Source organism: Echinicola shivajiensis (genome assembly GCF_018642165.1).
In the GTDB taxonomy this organism is placed as follows: Bacteria; Bacteroidota; Bacteroidia; order Cytophagales; family Cyclobacteriaceae; genus Echinicola; species Echinicola shivajiensis.
The window spans coordinates 33,592-51,484 of record NZ_JAHHZM010000006.1 but is presented as its reverse complement, the minus strand read 5'-3'; the positions used below and the strand labels follow the sequence as shown (position 1 = coordinate 51,484).

General features: G+C 38.4%; 14 protein-coding genes. 9 read left to right on the top strand and 5 right to left on the bottom strand.

Annotation, left to right across the window (positions count from 1 at the left end; genetic code table 11):
- Position 1: 1 nt before the first annotated feature.
- From KMW37_RS12075 to KMW37_RS12065, 3 genes are all read right to left on the bottom strand, one after another.
- Positions 2-3,547: a SusC/RagA family TonB-linked outer membrane protein gene (locus KMW37_RS12075; protein WP_215224892.1), complete on the bottom strand. Its 3,546-nt coding sequence runs from the start codon at positions 3,545-3,547 to the stop codon at positions 2-4.
- Positions 3,548-3,654: 107 nt separating this feature from the next.
- Positions 3,655-4,677: a FecR family protein gene (locus KMW37_RS12070; RefSeq protein WP_215224891.1), complete on the bottom strand. Its 1,023-nt coding sequence runs from the start codon at positions 4,675-4,677 to the stop codon at positions 3,655-3,657.
- A 139-nt stretch (positions 4,678-4,816) separates the two neighbouring features.
- Positions 4,817-5,401 carry an RNA polymerase sigma-70 factor gene (locus KMW37_RS12065; RefSeq protein ID WP_215224890.1) on the bottom strand — a complete coding sequence of 195 codons (585 nt, stop codon included), beginning with the start codon at positions 5,399-5,401 and terminating at the stop codon, positions 4,817-4,819.
- Positions 5,402-5,864: 463 nt separating this feature from the next.
- Here KMW37_RS12065 and KMW37_RS12060 point away from each other — a divergent pair, with 463 nt between their 5' ends.
- Both KMW37_RS12060 and KMW37_RS12055 read left to right on the top strand, forming a co-directional pair.
- Positions 5,865-6,302: a hypothetical protein gene (locus KMW37_RS12060; RefSeq protein ID WP_215224889.1), complete on the top strand. Its 438-nt coding sequence runs from the start codon at positions 5,865-5,867 to the stop codon at positions 6,300-6,302.
- A gap of 101 nt (positions 6,303-6,403) precedes the next feature.
- Positions 6,404-6,874, top strand: a complete 471-nt coding sequence (locus tag KMW37_RS12055) for a rhodanese-like domain-containing protein (RefSeq protein ID WP_215224888.1) — start codon at positions 6,404-6,406, stop codon at positions 6,872-6,874.
- 212 nt (positions 6,875-7,086) lie between these two features.
- Here the strand turns inward: KMW37_RS12055 and KMW37_RS12050 are convergent, their stop codons facing one another.
- On the bottom strand, positions 7,087-8,925 hold the full coding sequence (locus tag KMW37_RS12050; RefSeq protein WP_215224887.1) for an alkaline phosphatase: 1,839 nt from the start codon (positions 8,923-8,925) through the stop codon (positions 7,087-7,089).
- 518 nt (positions 8,926-9,443) lie between these two features.
- Here KMW37_RS12050 and KMW37_RS12045 point away from each other — a divergent pair.
- Genes KMW37_RS12045 through KMW37_RS12015 form a run of 7 tightly spaced genes read left to right on the top strand, consistent with a single transcriptional unit; the run spans position 9,444 to position 16,150 of the window.
- Complete coding sequence (locus KMW37_RS12045) at positions 9,444-10,067, top strand: TetR/AcrR family transcriptional regulator (RefSeq protein WP_215224886.1); 624 nt, start codon at positions 9,444-9,446, stop codon at positions 10,065-10,067.
- A 36-nt stretch (positions 10,068-10,103) separates the two neighbouring features.
- Positions 10,104-11,369, top strand: coding sequence for a TolC family protein (locus tag KMW37_RS12040; protein WP_215224885.1), 1,266 nt, complete (start codon positions 10,104-10,106; stop codon positions 11,367-11,369).
- An 11-nt stretch (positions 11,370-11,380) separates the two neighbouring features.
- Complete coding sequence (locus KMW37_RS12035) at positions 11,381-12,286, top strand: HlyD family secretion protein (RefSeq protein WP_246581461.1); 906 nt, start codon at positions 11,381-11,383, stop codon at positions 12,284-12,286.
- Positions 12,279-13,190 carry an ABC transporter ATP-binding protein gene (locus tag KMW37_RS12030; RefSeq protein ID WP_215224883.1) on the top strand — a complete coding sequence of 304 codons (912 nt, stop codon included), beginning with the start codon at positions 12,279-12,281 and terminating at the stop codon, positions 13,188-13,190. Before KMW37_RS12035 ends, KMW37_RS12030 begins: the two co-directional genes overlap by 8 nt.
- On the top strand, positions 13,180-13,926 hold the full coding sequence (locus tag KMW37_RS12025) for an ABC transporter ATP-binding protein (protein ID WP_215224882.1): 747 nt from the start codon (positions 13,180-13,182) through the stop codon (positions 13,924-13,926). Before KMW37_RS12030 ends, KMW37_RS12025 begins: the two co-directional genes overlap by 11 nt.
- A gap of 2 nt (positions 13,927-13,928) precedes the next feature.
- Positions 13,929-15,035 (top strand): ABC transporter permease, encoded by a 1,107-nt coding sequence (locus tag KMW37_RS12020; protein ID WP_215224881.1) that lies wholly within the window; start codon positions 13,929-13,931, stop codon positions 15,033-15,035.
- A complete protein-coding gene (locus tag KMW37_RS12015; protein ID WP_215224880.1) occupies positions 15,032-16,150 on the top strand; it encodes an ABC transporter permease in 1,119 nt (372 codons plus the stop codon). Before KMW37_RS12020 ends, KMW37_RS12015 begins: the two co-directional genes overlap by 4 nt.
- Before the next feature lie 203 nt (positions 16,151-16,353).
- On the opposite strand, the gene KMW37_RS12010 is transcribed toward KMW37_RS12015, so the two are convergent.
- The gene (locus KMW37_RS12010) at positions 16,354-17,865 is read right to left on the bottom strand and encodes a sulfatase (RefSeq protein ID WP_215224879.1); all 1,512 of its coding nucleotides are present in this window, start codon (positions 17,863-17,865) and stop codon (positions 16,354-16,356) included.
- Between the last annotated feature and the right edge of the window lie 28 nt (positions 17,866-17,893).

The window sequence follows — 17,893 nt, the reverse complement described above, 5'->3', positions numbered from 1 at the left end:
ATTAAAATCCGACATTAAGGCCAAAAGAAACAGTCTGGGAAGTAGGATAACCGCTTACCCCTCTTCGGATGAGCGTCGGATCCAGCTTAAGCCAAGAATTATTGTAAACAAATCCCAGATTTTCTACTGATGCGTTTAAGGACGCCCTCTTCAAACCTATTCGCTGAATAAGCTCCGGATTAAAGGCATAGCTTAGACTGATATTCTTAATCCTAAGGTTAGAAAGGTCAAATGCATAATGGTCATTCACTCTGTTCACATTCTTGCCATTTTGATATACCCTAGGAAAGAAAGCATCAGGGCTGTCCACTGACCAATATCCTAGTTCATTATGAAGATCATATGCCGTTCTGGAAGACCAACCTGTTGTGGAGGCGTGTCCCATTGCCATAGTATTATTGACATACCTGGTTTCCTGACCTACGCCATCAAGGAAGACAGATAAGTTCCAGCTTTTCCAACCAGCTCTAAGGAACACTCCGTATTTGTACCTTGGATAACTGTACCCTAATAATTCTCGGTCACCTTGGGCAAACCAATATCCTCCTGATCCATCACTAATTATCCCATCTCCATCTAAGTCTTTATAGAACACATCTCCGGGAAAATAGAAACCATTGCCATTGGCTACCCAGCCAGTTAAGTTTTCATTATTCTGGGCAATGCCTTCAAAACGCTGTCCATATACTTGTCCAAATACTTCACCCGGGGTCCATGTCCCCCCTCTTAATCCCGCTTCATTGCCAGGGCCGTATTCCACCACATAACCAATATAATCAGACAATATCCCTTTGATTCCATAGCGTAATGGTGAGCCGGCAATATTAAAAGCCTCATCTTCCCAATCCATGGAAAGTTCCCAACCTCTCGTTTCCGTTACTGCGTTGTTTGCCCTAGGCACAGATGTACCCAACACCACTGGCAGCTGCTCGGCTACACCCAAGGCATCAAAGGTAGTCCTTTGATACCAATGGTACTCTACCTTCAGACGGCTTTGAAAAAGTCCTGCTTCCATCCCAAAACCGATAGACTGAGGCTTTTCCCAAGTTCTATCTGATCGAGCTAGTGGCGGTGATGTAACATAAGGCTGACGACTTCCTTCAATAATAGAACGAGTGGTAGGATTGGTGCCAAAAACAGGTTGATAAGTATATAAATCTACATTATCGTTGGTCCCTCCATTTCCATTTACATCCAAACGCTGATTACCCAACTTTCCCCATGAACCTGTCACTTTAAATACATTGACAACCTCTTTAACCGGCCAAAAATCCTCCATTGCTATATTATAACCTGCTGATACGGAAGGGAAAAACGCCCATCTATTTTCTTCTGCAAAACGTGAAGAACCATCATAGCGTCCATTGAAGTCTAATAAATACTTGCTCTGATAGTTATAGCTTGCACGCATATAGACTCCCCTGGTTGCCCAATGGTACAAGCGTTCGGTCATAGAATAATTGTCTCCATAAGCGTTGCTCAAAACCGGAAAATCCTTGCTATACAGGTCCCTTCTGCTAGTATTGATTGCATTATACTTATTATACTCCTGTTGGGCTCCCAAAAGGAATAACATATGGTGATTCTCAATATCTTTCTTGTATTCAATATTTAAATCAGCCTGATAATAATGGCGATTGGCTTCGGACCTATCCAGTTCATCATAGGCGGCAGAACGGGCCGACCTCCTAAAAGTACCATCTCCCTGATCTACCATCACCTCAAAGGTGGTTGCACGGTTATTATTATAAGTGATATTTCTTGAATACTGTCCCCGAATAGTCATTCCCTTCATTGGCTTCATCACCAAATTGGGCGTCATCCATAGTTCATCTTCATTTCCTTCAAAATTCCCTTGCAAACCTTCAAAAACAGGAAATGCACTCAACCAATGATAGTTACCATCTGGATTTTTTATAGGAACGTTGGGAAAATAACTGATATTATTCCATAAATTCCCATCAGAGCCTTCTGTACCTGCAGCTCCTCTAAAGTTTGGACGAGTAGTTTTAATATTGGAATACCGGACATTCAACCCAACATTTATCCATTTATTGATGTCAGTATCTACTTTCAAAATAGCATTATACCGGGAAAACTTATCCAGATCAGTTTGATAGACCCCTTCTTTCGAATTATAGCCCAATCCCAAATAATAAGTTGTACTCTTATCACCACCTGATATGGTTAAATTATGGGTTGCATTAACAGAATGATTTTTAAAAGCTTCTCCAACATAGTCTGTATTCCCATGGGCATAATTATGTGCTTCCCACCTCATATCATCTGCTGCATTGCCTCCATCACGTTCGCCGATTCTACTGTTATTGGGAATTTCTCCCGCTATATGTCTCCTGATATTATCAATCGTAGATTGAGGGTAAAATCCTGTTACCTGCTGGGAATTATAAAAAGCATCATTCATATCCAAAGCAAAATCCAATGAGTTTTGGGTATGCGGCAACATAAATGGAGAGTTAATTTGAACATTAGTGGAGTAGTCTACCTGCATCGGCTTTCCTTTCTGCCCCTTCTTTGTTGTGATAACAATTACGCCAAAAGGAGCCCTAGAACCATAAATAGCTGAGGCTGCAGCATCCTTTAAAACCGAAATTGATTCAACATCATTTGGATTGACTGTATTAATGTCCTGCTCCACCCCATCTACAAGTATCAAGGGAGATTGAGTATTGCCCAAACCCGTAAACCCCCTAATATTCAGGTTAGCTGTTGCATCAGGAGCTCCAGAGGTAAGATTTACATTAAGCCCAGGAACTGCTCCTTCCAACATTTCAGCAACAGATCTTACAGGTCTGTTCTCTAAAACTTTTGGATCAACCATTTCAATAGCTGCAGTCAAATTGGCTTTCTTTTTAGTACCATAACCAACCACAACAACTTCTTCAAGCCCCTTATAATCCTCCTCGAGCTTAATCTCGATGGCTGATTGATTGTTTACAGTTACTTCCTGAGACTTATAACCTACAAAAGAAATTACCAATACCGCACCTTCATCAGGCACCTCAATAGAGAAATTACCATCGATATCAGTAACGGTCCCTTTAGTGGAGTTCTTTACCAATACAGTTGCGCCTGGTATGGGCTGCCCATCGAAATCCGAAAGGACTGTTCCATTTACAGTAAATTCTCTGATTGCGTATTCGATTATTTTCTCCTCAGAAGAGGCCTTACTTACACTGATGTTATTGTTAACCTGCTTAAATCTGAGTTTTTTCTCTCTGGCTATTTCGATCAAAACATCTTCAACGCTTTGCTTCTTTTTTTCAAGACTGATTCTTTCCGATAAAAACGAATCTGCTTTATCATACACGAATACAAAAGGGGTCTTAAGTTCCAATTCCCCAAATAGATCAACAAGCTTTTTATTATCAAAGCCGACATTGACACTTACTTCTTTCATGCTTTTCACGCTTTGGGCATTCGTATCCGTAGCCCATAACATGTTCACAAATAAAATCTGAGTGATTAGCCCAATTATAGAATAGGTAAATCCCATGAGCAATAGTTTTAGTACTCTTTTTTTCATACTTTTGAATGGTTTATTGTTTTAAAACAAGGCAATTAAACTTCTCTTTTACCGTATTGATTGGCAGATCAATACGGTATATTTTTTCTCATAAGCAAGGTTGTTTTTCAATTAAACATGAGTATCAATTTCTTGTCTTTCAATTCATAGTTAAAGCCCTTATTATAGGAAACCGCATCTAGGATGTTCGATAAATATTCGTTCTTGAAACTTCCCTTTAGATTCCAAGTTTGATCAGGAATACCTTTGATTTCCACACTTATACCATACCACCTACTGATTTCCTTTACAAAACCCGAAAGGTCCACTCCATCGAAAATCAATTCTCCATTTTTCCATAAAATGGCCTTATTAAAAGTGTTTATATCATTTTCTTTGCTAAACTCTCGGAATGCATCCAAAGATTTTATATAGGTCAAGCCCTTGCCAGGTGTTAAAAAAAGCGCCTTCTCTTCATCATTCTTGTGATTTAAGACTTTCACAGCCCCTTCCAATAGGGCTATGCTTAAGTGATTATCCCCTTTAAATGCGTGAACGTTGAACTCTGTCCCTAGCACTTTTACTTCCAAGTCTTCCACTTTTACTGCGAATGGTCTGCTTGTATCCCTTACTATATCAAAAAATGCTTCACCTTCTAGTATTACAGACCTGCTAGAATCTGAAAAATGCTCTGGATAAGAAAGTTTGCTATCTGCATTTAGCCATACTTTTGATCCATCTGGCAACTGAAATTGGGATTTTTGACCCAAGGGGTTCATTTTATGAACTTCAGCAATTGAAATAGGTTGAATTACTTCCTCCTGTTTATTAAAAAACATAAGGGATAAAACCAATATCGTCACCAATGATGCTGCTACACCATAGCTTATTCTTCTTATATTCCAGCTTTTCGTGTTATTTTGATCACCATCCTTTAAATACTGTTCCCAAATTTTTCTTTTTTGATCTTCATGATTAATCAGCTTATTGTCCTCTATATCTGCCAACCAAAAAGCCTGGAGTTTTTCAAATTCATACTGGTTTCTATGATCCTTTTTCAGCCATTCATGCACAGCCTTCTTTTCAGAAGTAGAAGCACTTCCTTGAAAAAATCTGATTAATAAAATTTCTATATCTTGGTTCTTATCCATGAAGTCATGTTATCTAGATCAATAATAAAGACAACAGTTCTTCTAAAAACCCGTAATGATCATTTAACTTTTTTCACTTTTTCAGAAAAAATATTTTAATGCAAGATAAAACGCCAAAAAATATATCAGTAAGTACATACTAAAGCAATAAAGACAGAAACCGCTGATTTGAAACAGAAATCCTACCCTTATATTCATCATAAAATTGTTGAAGAGTTACCCTTAAATCTGTAATGGCCAATTTCAAATGAACCTCAACAGTCCTCTCTGATATTTCCAATATCTCTGCCACCTCCTTATAGGATAAATTTTCGTCCTTTACCATTTTGAAAACCAGCCTTCTTTTCGGTGGTAAATTTTCAATCACCCGATTAAGTTCCCTTTTTAAATCACTATTGATCATCTTCTTTTCTGGATCTGAAACATCTGGAATTAGATAATCCTGTATATCATCAATGCTTATTTTTCCTTTTTCTCTTGAAGCAACCTTAAGCGTATTTAGTGCCCGGTTTTTAACCATTTTGAATAGATATCCTTCAAAATTTTGAATTTGAAGCAATCCTTCCCTTTTCTGAAGTAATTGTAGAATCACATCGGAAACGATCTCCTCGGCCTGTTGGTAGTTGGGTAAAAACAATAAAGCCAAATTGATAAGTCTAGTATGATAATGATCAAAAAAAAGAGAAAATGCCCTTTCATCATTTTTATCAACTATTCTGCTCAAAATATTTTTCAGCTTAATTGGATTCATATCTCACCAAAAGGGGATTTAAATAAATTGGATGACTGAAGCAAAACTTTTTCGTAAGTAATTATTTCTGCTTTACAACAAATATCAAATTTAGAACATTTGCCCTAAATAACAATTGTTTGTATAATTTTTACATAATTACAAACATCCCCCCTCGAATTGCCATATTGACCGTACGTTGATAGTTATTCCTTTAATTTTTTCGGAGCAAAAAGAATAATAGGCATATTTTTTTTATTCAATACTAGCCCATAACAATCTTAGCTTAAACAAAACATCGTAATTGATAGTTAAAAAAATGTTCTTTGTTCTGTATTGATTGAAATAAATATTTGACCACAAAAGAAAACAAGAACAATATCAGGAAGGTAAAAAATCACCCTAATATAATTCCTGAATAAAATTGCTCAGAGTTTCAAACTATATAATTACGAAAATGCAAGGCGTTAATCCCGGACATCAAGGATTGTTCGAAAATCTCTTAAATAATTTTCACACTGTTACAAAAAGAAGCCCCTCTACTAGTGAAGAAAAAGAAATTCTAGAGTTGTCCCAATTACTGGTAAGTCCTGAACAGGCTATTGTTGCTCCTCAGATTACACATTACCATTTAATCCAATCTACCATGGACACTACTTGTATGGAATTCGGAATGTCTGATCTTAGTTCCAAAAAGGAAAGATGGGCGGGAATCTTCTGTTTTGAAAATAAATACATTTTGGTCAGCTCACCTTCCTCAATTGAAAAGTCCAGTCTAGAAATTCAAATTTTGGGATCGGACATAAGCGCTATTCCTCTTATAATATCCTATAAAACCAAAGACGGTTTCTGGTTGGAGTTTGAATGGCTGTACCATTTCACTTTTGATTCATAATGGACATATAGCATTTTTTTAAGTACCAATAATGGAAAAAATGCACCTTAAGTTTTTAAAACTAGGTAAAAAGCTCAAATTGTAATTAAATTAAAAAAGCCATGATTGATTACAATAGACACCTTACTTCAAAAAAGAAAAAGACAGTCCTTCTTTACATCCCTCTTATATTCTTAATAGTTTTAGTCACTTTAGCCTTTCAACAAAAAGAACCTTGGACTGCCAAGCAAATGATGCCTCCAGCTGAATTGGCAAAGAAACTTCAATTACCTGATTCCAGACAGCCATTGATTATTAGCATTGGACCACAAGCGGTAATAAAAAATTCAGTGGATATTGGACCTGGAGAAAACCCAAAAAACATAAGCAAGCTAAAAGCCTTAGTAAACAAATTGCCCAAGGATAGTGAAATCGTATTGTATTGTGGATGCTGCCCACTAACCAAGTGTCCAAACGTAAGACCAGCATTCTCCACCTTAAATGAAATGGGCTTTAAAAACCATAAGTTATTGGCTCTTTTGACCAATATAAAAGTAGACTGGATGGATAAAGATTACCCCATCAAAGAATAGCTTAATTCCTTTTCAAAGTGGAATAAACTTAAAAAAAGATCGAAATAGCTCTAAGCAGTCTTATTTCGATCTTTTTCTTATACATTCCAAAGTAATTTATGCCCCATGGCAGAAAAGGAAAACCTAGCATATTTTGCTATAAGGATTAACTTTTGGACTCCTTATTACACTCTTTTTGGGATGGAAATTCGCCAAATATATTTTCAAAGCTCCTACTGGTTTACTTGATGATACTTTTCAACCAATTTCATGATTTTTTCAAAAATGGCAGTGTTCTCAAAAACTCCCGTAAATTCTTCTGCATGGGAACCATAAGCAAAAAGAGGCACCATTATACCTGTATGGTCATGGGTACTAAATTCTAACTCAACTTCTCCCTTTTCCAAATTTCCCTGAGGTACCGTCACTCCACCGGTTTCATGATCTGCGGTGATAAGCACCAAGGTTCCGGGGTGTTCATCAGCGTATTTTATCACCTCTCCAACAGCCACATCAAAGTCAATCTCTTCTTCAACTACCATTTCAGCATCATTGATATGTCCACCCGAATCAATCATAGCTCCTTCAATTAATAGAAAAAATGGGGCTTGCTTTCTATCCAAGAATGCTAGCGCGTTTTGTGTAGCCTCCAACAGATAACCTACCCTACCATTTGTCACTTTAGGTAGGCCCTGATTACTGGCAAAATATCCTATTCGGTCTTCCTCGGCTCCAGCTATTTCTCCCAATGATTTAGCCATAACAAAGCCGGACTTTTTTAAAGGCTCGATTAAATTCCTTCCATTGACCAAAAAATCATTTTTCCCAGCTCCTACAAACAAACTTAATTTACTTTTACTCAGATCACTCGCTATATCTACTGTCATTCCCCTATCCTTTCTGTGTGCATAAAAAGAAGATGGAGTAGCTCCTGTCACATGATCAGTAGTCACTATTCCACTGTTGAAATTATATTCCTTGAGGATTTCTGGTAGATTTTTCAATGCTTGATCATTCACAGAAAACCCTATGGCCCTATTATTGGCTTTTTCACCTGTGGCCAAAGCGGTGGCACCTGCTGCTGAATCAGTAGTAAAATCATCTGCTGACTGGGTCTTTACCAAGGCGATATGCTTGAGCTGGGTAAGCGTCAATTGACCGCCATTTGCATACATACCAGCTGAAATGTGTGCTAGGCCATTTCCATCGCCAACCATCAAAATGATCTGTTTTACTGGTACTTCTTGACCATCCACAAGATATTTTGGTTGGTAAATATCATGTTGATGATTACTTCCCACCACATTCTTTGGCATTATTCGGAGGTATTCATAAGCTTTGTTTGGCTGATCGGTATTGATATAATCAATTCCTAAATCATAAAAAGCTTTCCATGCTGATTTGCTATCTGGTGCACCCCAAAACCTAATGGGTCGATTGGCATCATGAACAGTTTTGATCAGGTCTTTCAACACTTTTTCCTCATCAGCCACCAATCTGCCCTTTCCATTCCAAACAGAATATTTACTATAAGGCAAACTTACCAAGGCAATTTTATCCCAAGGCAAACCACTTGTTAGATCTGTACTTTGGTAATCAAACTGGATAAGATCCGAATATTTTGAATAATCCTTTGGATCTGGCCTGCTGCCAGAAACCACCACCCGTACACCAGGTTTTGAACCATCAGAAAGAATATCTCTGTAATTTTCCAAGTTTTTTTCAAGCACGGCCAAAGTAGCGTATGCCTCAGTTTTGATGTCTACCAATAATTGGAAATTCATGGAAGGTTCAAGGCCCAACTCGGCAGCTTTCCTAATAGGTTCCAGATAAAGGCTTTCCAAAGTTCGCCCGGCTGTTATGCTTTCCTTTTCGTGAGCCACCATAAGCTGTCCTTCCACTAATAGCACATCAGCTTCTATAGAAGCACAATGATTGGAAAAAGCTGTCCAGAAAGGCACATTTTGCTCATAGTCATTATGGGAATGAAGTTTAAAAAGAGGCTCTTCTTGGGCTATCAAGTTAAAAGACAATAAAAAGCACATAAGTGCCAAGAGATTCCTGATTTTCATGTAGAGATTGATTTATTTTGTTGGTTTTAAAATACTAATCCATCAAAATATTTGGGATCAAGACAAGCCTCTCTCAATAGAAATTAAACACGCAACTCCATTTTTATACTTCCCAGTCAGTTGAACCACTATTTAGAACAGATCATCTTTAATATTTCAAGCGCTTTGCACTTAGAATATTTTATACATAATCCATTCTTAATTCCATGATGGCTAAAGAATAGGATATAAATGATGTTAACGAAAACTCCTCTATTGGATTAATAGGCACAATCACGAAAATTCCAAATACTAATTGATTGAGCGATACATTGAATAATTGGGGATGTTGAAAGTACAAAATTATTCAGAATATTTTCGAAAATAATCCCAATAAAGATTACCAATTGGTTAAGTTTCCCACAAGACGCCTGTCCAATTAATGATTAAAAGTGATTTAATCATTTGATTAATATTTTTGATTAAAATCTTTGTTTAATAACTATTTGATGAATACCTTTCAGAAAAAATCATCATTTATGTCTCTTCAAAGCAAAGAAAAAGATCATTCTACGGAAGAATTAATAAAAAGATCTGCCAAAAAAATCTTTCAGGAAAAAGGATTTGCAGCAACCAGAACGAGAGATATTGCAGAGGAGGCGGGGATTAATCTTGCCTTATTGAATTATTATTTCAGGAGCAAACAAAAATTATTTGACCTGATCATGTTAGAAACATTGCAGGAATTTATCCAATCCATCAGTGTGGTCTTCAATGACAGGAACTCAACCTTGGAGGAGAAAATAGAAGCTTTTGCTCATAGGTACATTGATTTTTTGCTTGGCCAGCCCAATATCCCCTTATTTATCCTCAATGAAATCAAGGGTAAACCAGAACATATAATAGACAATGTCCCCATGAAGTCCATCCTTCTCCAATCCCATTTTACCCAACAATATGAAAAGGCAGTTATGGATGAAGAATTACCACAGCTTGACTTCATGCACTTTCTTATGAATCTGATAGCATTAACTGTCTTTCCTTTTATAGCAAGTCCTCTGTTGAAACCTCTGGGAGGAATTTCCAATGAAAGATTCAGAGAAATGATGCTGGAAAGAAAGAAACTGATTCCTAAATGGATAGGCTTACTAAAAGCCATATAAATCATAAACCATGTGTTTGAATAAAAATAAATTATCATGGCCAATCTAATCAGTAAAACCATTTTCATCCTGACACTTCTTTACATTCCCATAGCAGAAGCTCAGGAAATCAACTCCATTAGTTTGGACAGCTGCTATAGTCTGGCAAAGCTAAACTATCCACTGATCAAACAATATCAACTCATCGAACAAACCAATGACCTAAACATTGATAATATAAATAGAGGAATACTACCCAGAATACAGTTTGCAGGGCAAGCCTCTTACCAATCAGATGTCACTTCAGTTCCTGATTTTGAAATGGCTGTCCCTCCCATCAGCAAAGACCAGTACAGAATTTATGGAGAGATAAGCCAACCCCTTACTGAATTGTTTATCAATGACAAACAAAAACAATTGGCCAAGGCCTATACCCAAATTCAAAAACAAAACACCGAAGTAACCCTTTATCAATTAAGGGACAGGGTCAATCAGTTGTATTTCGGTATTCTATTGGCCGAACAACAGTTGAACCAAATTCAACTTTTTAAATCAGATATTGAAGCTGGAATAGCAAAAGTCCGATCTGCAGTAGAAAATGGTGTTGCTTTAAGGAGTGAGTTAGAGTTATTGCAGGCTGAACTGCTACAGATCAATCAAAAAGCCATCAGTATCCAATCTAATAAAGCAACTTTTAAAAAGATGTTGGCCCAATTCACCCAGCTTTCAGTAAGTGATTTTGACCATTTAGAGAAGCCAGTACTGCCTCATTTCAGTAATGAAAATAATCGACCGGAAAGACTATTATATGCCAACCAAAGGGACTTAAACGCTATCAAGCAAACCATGATTTCTGACAAGTCCTTACCAAGGTTCAATTTGTTTTTCCAAGGCGGTTATGGACGTCCTGCATTAAACATGTTGGATGACAATTTCAAACCGTATTTTATAACTGGGATCAAATTGCAATGGAATGTATCCAGCTTTTATACCACAAGCAGAGAAAAGCAAATACTAAACCTTAACCAGTCAGAACTGGCTGTTCAGGAAGAAAACTTCCTGTTCAACACACAACTGAATATCGAGCAACAGGAAACAGAAGTCGGCAAGCTAAAGAAACTCATTCAAACAGACCAAGAGATCATTGCGCTTAGGGAGAATATCAAGAATACTTCCCAGTCGCAACTTGAGTATGGGGTAATCACTGCTTCTGATTATTTGCAAAGGGTCAATGAAGCCAATCGGGCAAGGCAAGATCTCTCCTACCATGAAATACAGTTAATGGCTGTATTATATGATAATAAAACCACCACAGGAAACTAATGAATAGTCCTATGAAAAATATAAATATCATCTTTACTGTTATTTTACTGATGGCTATAAGCCAAGCCTGTGAAAAAAGGACCTTTGATGCCTCTGGTGCCTTTGAGGCGGAAGAGACCATTATTTCAGCCGAAGTTTCAGGCAAAATAATGGAGCTAAAGTTGGAAGAAGGACAAGAACTGACCCAAGGTCAAGCAATAGGCTATATAGACAGCACCCAATTGGCACTACAAAAAAAGCAAATTGCAGCGCAAATAAGGGCCATTTTAGCAAAAAAACCCAATATCCCTGTCCAATTGGCCAGTATTCAAGAAAGGCTTCAGGCAGCAAAAAAGGAACAAAACCGCATACAAAATCTAATAGCTGAAGATGCCGCCACTGCCAAACAACTGGATGATATCAATGCCGAAGTACTGGTATTGGAGAAACAGTTCAGCGCACAAAAGTCCAGCTTAAATATTTCCTCTGGAGGTTTAGATCAGGAAATCTTACCGCTACAGGCCCAGCAGCAACAAATTGAAGACAATTTGAAAAAGAGTCTTTTAATCAATCCCATAGCGGGAACAGTATTGGTAAAATACATGGAAGAGTATGAAATGGCTGTTCCGGGAAAGCCATTGTACAAAATTGCCAATCTATCCACTTTAATCCTTAGGGTCTATATTACAGCTGACCAATTGGCAGAAATTCGATTAGGACAAGAAGTTAGGGTATTTACTGATAATGGAAAAGGAGAATTCAAGGAGACACAAGGAACAGTAAGCTGGATAAGTGATAAAGCTGAGTTCACTCCCAAAACCATCCAAACCAAGGCAGAAAGGGCCAATATGGTTTATGCTATAAAGGTAAAGGTTCCCAATACGGGTCAATACAAAATAGGGATGTACGGAGAAATCAACTTTTCAGAAAATGATTGATATTGTCCTAAAAAACATCCATAAATCCTACCAAAAAGGAAGCATCAAAGCCTTACAGAGCATTTCCTTCTCGGTAGATAATGGAGAGCTCTTTGGATTGATTGGTCCCGACGGAGCTGGAAAAACTTCCTTATTTAGGATATTGACCACCCTTATCCTTCCTGACCAAGGTGAAGCCTGGGTAAATGGAGCGGATATTCAAAAGGACTATAAAAAAATCCGCCAACATATTGGCTATATGCCAGGGAAATTCTCCCTTTATCAGGATTTAACGGTGGAAGAAAACCTCCGGTTTTTTGCCACTATTTTCAATACCAGCATTAAGGAGAACTATGAGCTGATCAAAGATATCTATATTCAAATTGAGCCTTTCAAAAATCGAAGGGCTGGCCAACTCTCTGGCGGGATGAAGCAGAAACTGGCACTTTGCTGTGCACTCATCCATAAACCCAAGGTATTATTTCTTGATGAACCTACCACAGGGGTGGACACAGTTTCGAGAAAAGAATTCTGGGAAATGCTCCATAGGTTAAGAGAGCAAGGTATCACCATATTGGTTTCCACTCCTTATATGGACGAAGCCAAGCAATGCGATAGAATCGCACTAATTCAGTCTGGAAAAATCATGTCCATAGACCAACCCAAAAATATTGTTAAGCAGTTTCCCAAACCCCTATTTGCCATAAAATCCAGCAATATGAGTGCTTTGCTGAAGGAATTACGAGATCACCCAATGGTAGACAGTTGTTTTTCCTTCGGGGAAAATCACCATATTACCCTTAAGGACCCGCAAATGGAAAACAAGCTATTGGATACCTTGAAGACCCACGGTGACTTACACATCTCCCCCATCACGCCGAGTATAGAGGATTGTTTTATTCAACTGATGAACAATGAAGGGTAAACCAGTAATAAGTGTCCAAAAACTGACCAAAAAATTCGGTGATTTCATTGCCACCAATGCCATTAGCTTTGATGTGCAAAAGGGAGAAATATTTGGTTTTTTGGGAGCAAACGGTGCTGGAAAAACCACCGCGATGCGTATGCTCTGTGGACTTTCTATCCCCAGTTCTGGAGAGGCAAAAGTGGCTGGGTTTGATATTTATAAAGAGACCGAAAAGATCAAGAAAAATATAGGCTATATGAGCCAAAAGTTCTCCCTATATGAGGACCTCAACACATGGGAAAACATTGAGTTCTTTGGAGGGATATATGGATTGAGCAGTAAGGAAATTAAAGCCAAAAGCAAAGCCCTGATTGAGCAGTTGGGGATGGAATCAGAAGCTGATAAGTTAGTAAGTTCACTTCCATTGGGCTGGAAGCAAAAGCTGGCCTTTTCGGTGGCCATTATTCATGAGCCTCAGATTGTTTTTCTGGACGAACCTACTGGCGGAGTAGACCCTGTCACAAGAAGACAATTTTGGGACTTGATTTATGATGCTTCCGATAAGGGAATCACGGTATTTGTCACTACCCACTATATGGATGAGGCAGAATATTGCAATCGGATATCCATGATGGTAGATGGCAGCATCAAGGCCCTGGACAGCCCTGAGAACTTAAAGTCCCAATTCAATGCCAACAGCATGGATGAGGTATTTTATGAACTGGCACGCGGTGCCCAAAGAAAATCAGACTAAGGATGAAAGTGTTTTTGGCGTTTGTTCGGAAAGAATTCTATCATGTATTTCGTGACAGAAAGACCCTTTTATTATTATTTGGACTGCCCATAGCCCAAATTATCCTCTTTGGCTTTGCTTTGACCAATGAAATAAAAGACAGCTCCATTCTGATCTGCGATTATGCCCAAGATGAAACCAGTCATCAAATTACCGATAAATTGGCAGCGGGAGACCATTTCATCTTGAAAAAGCAGCTTTTGAGCCATCGAGAAATACTGGAAGAATTCAAGGCTGGAAATATAAAAATGGCCGTAGTTTTCCCTCCTAATTTCCAGCATGATCTATATCATGAAAACAGGTCGCAAATCCAGCTTATTTCCGATGCCTCTGATCCCAATATTGCTACCACCATTAGCAATTATGCCAGACAGATCATCCTAGACTACCAGCAAAGCCTGATTCCTGACCATAATCTCCCCTATTCCATCAATGTGGAAACAAGGATGATTTATAATCCGGAACTGAAAGGGACGACCAACTTTGTTCCCGGAGTAATGGCACTGGTTCTGTTATTAATCTGTGTATTAATGACCTCGGTTTCCATAGTAAAAGAAAAGGAAATGGGAACGATGGAGGTTTTATTGGTTTCTCCCTTCAACCCTATTTTGGTCATACTGTCCAAAGCTGTCCCCTATCTCGTGCTCTCATTGGTCAATCTTATCATCATCCTTTTGCTTAGCATTTACCTACTTGATATGCCCATCAATGGAAGTATCGTGTTGCTGTTTGCTGTCAGCGCATTGCTGATCATCACTGCGCTTTCCATGGGTTTACTGATTTCCAATGTCACCAATTCCCAACAGGCAGCCATGTTGGTTTCGCTGATGGGAATGCTTCTGCCCACCATGATATTCACAGGCTTTATGTTTCCCATAGAGAATATGCCTATCGTGCTGCAGGTAATTTCCAATATCGTTCCCTCAAAATGGTATTATATCATCGTAAAATCCATTATGATCAAAGGGTTGGGATTTGCTGCAATTTGGAAGGAAACCCTGATACTTATGGGAATGACCTTGGTTTTACTAGCACTGAGTATTAAGAATTTCAAAACCAGATTGGCATGAAAACCCTGAGATTTCTATTGCGCAAAGAATTCAAGCAAATATTCAGGAACCCTATCATCCTGAGATTGATCTTGGTCATTCCAATAGTCCAGCTTTTGGTGCTTCCATTGGCTGCCGACTTTGAAATAAAGAACATCAATATAGCCGTGGTTGACCATGACCGTTCCCCCTATTCTCAAAAATTGACTTCAAAAATCATCGCGTCCGGCTATTTCAAACTCAGTAATTTTGGCAATAGCTATGAGGAAGCGTATGAAATAATGGAAAAAAACGAGGCCGACCTCATCTTGGAAATACCTGTTGATTTTGAAAAGAACTTTGTCAGAGAACAGCATGAAGATCTATTTCTTGCGATCAATGCCATCAATGGCACCAAGGCCAGTGTTGGTGGAGTTTATCTAAGTAATATTATCAACAACTTCAATCACGAAATTCGACAAGATTGGTTAACTATGTCTAATAATTCTGTCCCGCAAATTGAAATAGCCACACTCAATTGGTTCAACCCTCATATGAATTACAAACTCTATATGGTTCCAGGCATTTTGGCCTTTTTGGTCACCATGGTCGGATCCTATATGTGCTCGCTCAACCTGGTCAAAGAAAAGGAAATAGGAACCATAGAACAGATCAATGTAACACCTATCAAAAAATATCATTTTATCCTAGGCAAACTGATCCCTTTTTGGTTGATCGGTATGTTTATATTCAGCATTGGACTATTTATCGTGGCCCGAGTAGTTTATGGTATTGTGCCCGCAGGAAGCATCTTGGTATTATACGCCTTCTTGGCGCTTTACTTGGTAGCTGTTTTGGGAGTTGGACTCTTGATTTCCACTTATTCCAATAGTCAGCAGCAAGCCATGTCCTTGGCCTTTTTCTTTATAATGATTTTCCTATTGATGAGCGGGCTATTTACACCAATTGAAGGGATGCCTGTTTGGGCCAAGGTTATTACCAAGATCAATCCTGTTACTTATTTTATCGATGTAATGCGTATGGTGGTGATGAAGGGAAGTGGTTTTTCCCAGTTGAAAAATCATTTCTTGATCATGTTTGGTTTTGCGGTATTCTTTAACTCCTGGGCCATTTGGAATTACCGTAAAACGAATTAATGAGTTTGGTTTAACCACAGAGGGCTCAGAGGGCACTGAGGGATTAAGTTAAATATGAGTCAAGATTATTTTAGCTAGGTGAAGTTTTCCAATCACCTTTTTATAATAAATGAGGGATTCTAAATCCCGCTGAATTTGCTGTTCGGGATTACAAATCCCGAACAGCTTTGAATAGCTGCTCTGGATTTCAAAAAAACTAACGATTATTCATAAATCCCTGTATTCCCCTGCTCCCAAAGTGGCATTAATTGCTCGACTATTTCTGGATTTTCTTGGGCTATGTTCACAGTTTCATTAGGATCATCTCTATGATCATAAAGCTCTATTTCGGGCTGTTGGTCCCTATAATATTTACTCAATCTGTAATCAGGTGTCCTTAATGAAATTCCATTTCTAAAATATCCATAGGCTGTATTTCTCCAATCTTCCCAATTAGGGTTTTCCATCAATGGGACCATACTTTTTCCATCCAAAGGATAATTGGTCTCTACACCAGCCAAGTCCATCAATGTAGGATAGATATCAGTAGAGCTAACAATTTTGTCAATGACAGCCCCCTCCAATTTAGGGTTTTTAATCATCAGAACACTTTTAAGGCCTCTTTCAAAAATAGTATGTTTCCCCCAAACCAGTTGGTCTCCCAAATGCCATCCATGATCACCCCAAACCACTACAATGGTATTTTCATCCATTCCCAAGCGCTCCAGTTCCTCCAAAACCTTTCCTACCTGCGCATCCACATAGCTGATTGCCGCTAGATATCCATGTCGCAACCTTTTGGCATAAGCATCTGAAATTTTATGATCAAGACCTGCTTTTTCCTCTCCCAGCTGATAATTATTAAACTCTCCACTCCCATGTAAACTGACCTTGGAAGCATTTTCCGGAATATCTGCAAAAGGGGCTAAAGGGATGGAATCTTCATCATAAAGGTCCCAGTATTTTTTTGGTGCGTTGAATGGTAAATGTGGCTTAAAGAATCCAACCGCCAAACAAAAAGGTTCTTCAGATTTATTTTTTTTCAAATACCTCAACTTCTCAATAGCCAAATTTGCTGTAAGCCCATCAGGATACCCCTCATCACCTACCTCTGCCATTTCATAAGGTTTTACCTTCATCTTCAGGTCATTTCTATTACTTCCATCAGCATAGCCAAAAAAAGCATTGTGCCCAGTTCCCCATTTACCCGCATCAAATAGCATCTCATCCCAACTATGAGGCAACTCTAATTTATCACTTTTAGGTTCTCGATAAGCATATACATAACCATCAGGATGATGGGAAATTTTACCGATCCCTATAGTATAATATCCGTTTCTATTCAGCTGATGAACAAAAGTCTCCGGCACTTCCCCTTCAGGTTTCCCTGCAATCTTATCTGCAGCCACCTGATTACTCAAATCCCCTTTGGTTCTAGGTAATTGACCGGTCAACAGACTATATCTAGAGGCTCCGCAAGTAGGTACAGTAACATAATGGTTCTTAAACAAACTACTTTGGCTTGCTAGTTTGTCCAGGTTAGGAGAATGGACATAATCCTTCCCATAAGCCCCCAACTCGGGCCTTAGATCATCTATGGCAATAAAAAGGATATTTGGCGGGGCTTGTTCTTTCTCTTGGCAACTAACTGTTGAAAGCAATATTAAACCAAAAAGGGCGATTAGGGCGATAGACTTTAATTGAAAATAATTCAACTTTGCGAAGTTAAAAGACATTTGATTTTCTTTAATTCAAAATTAGGGA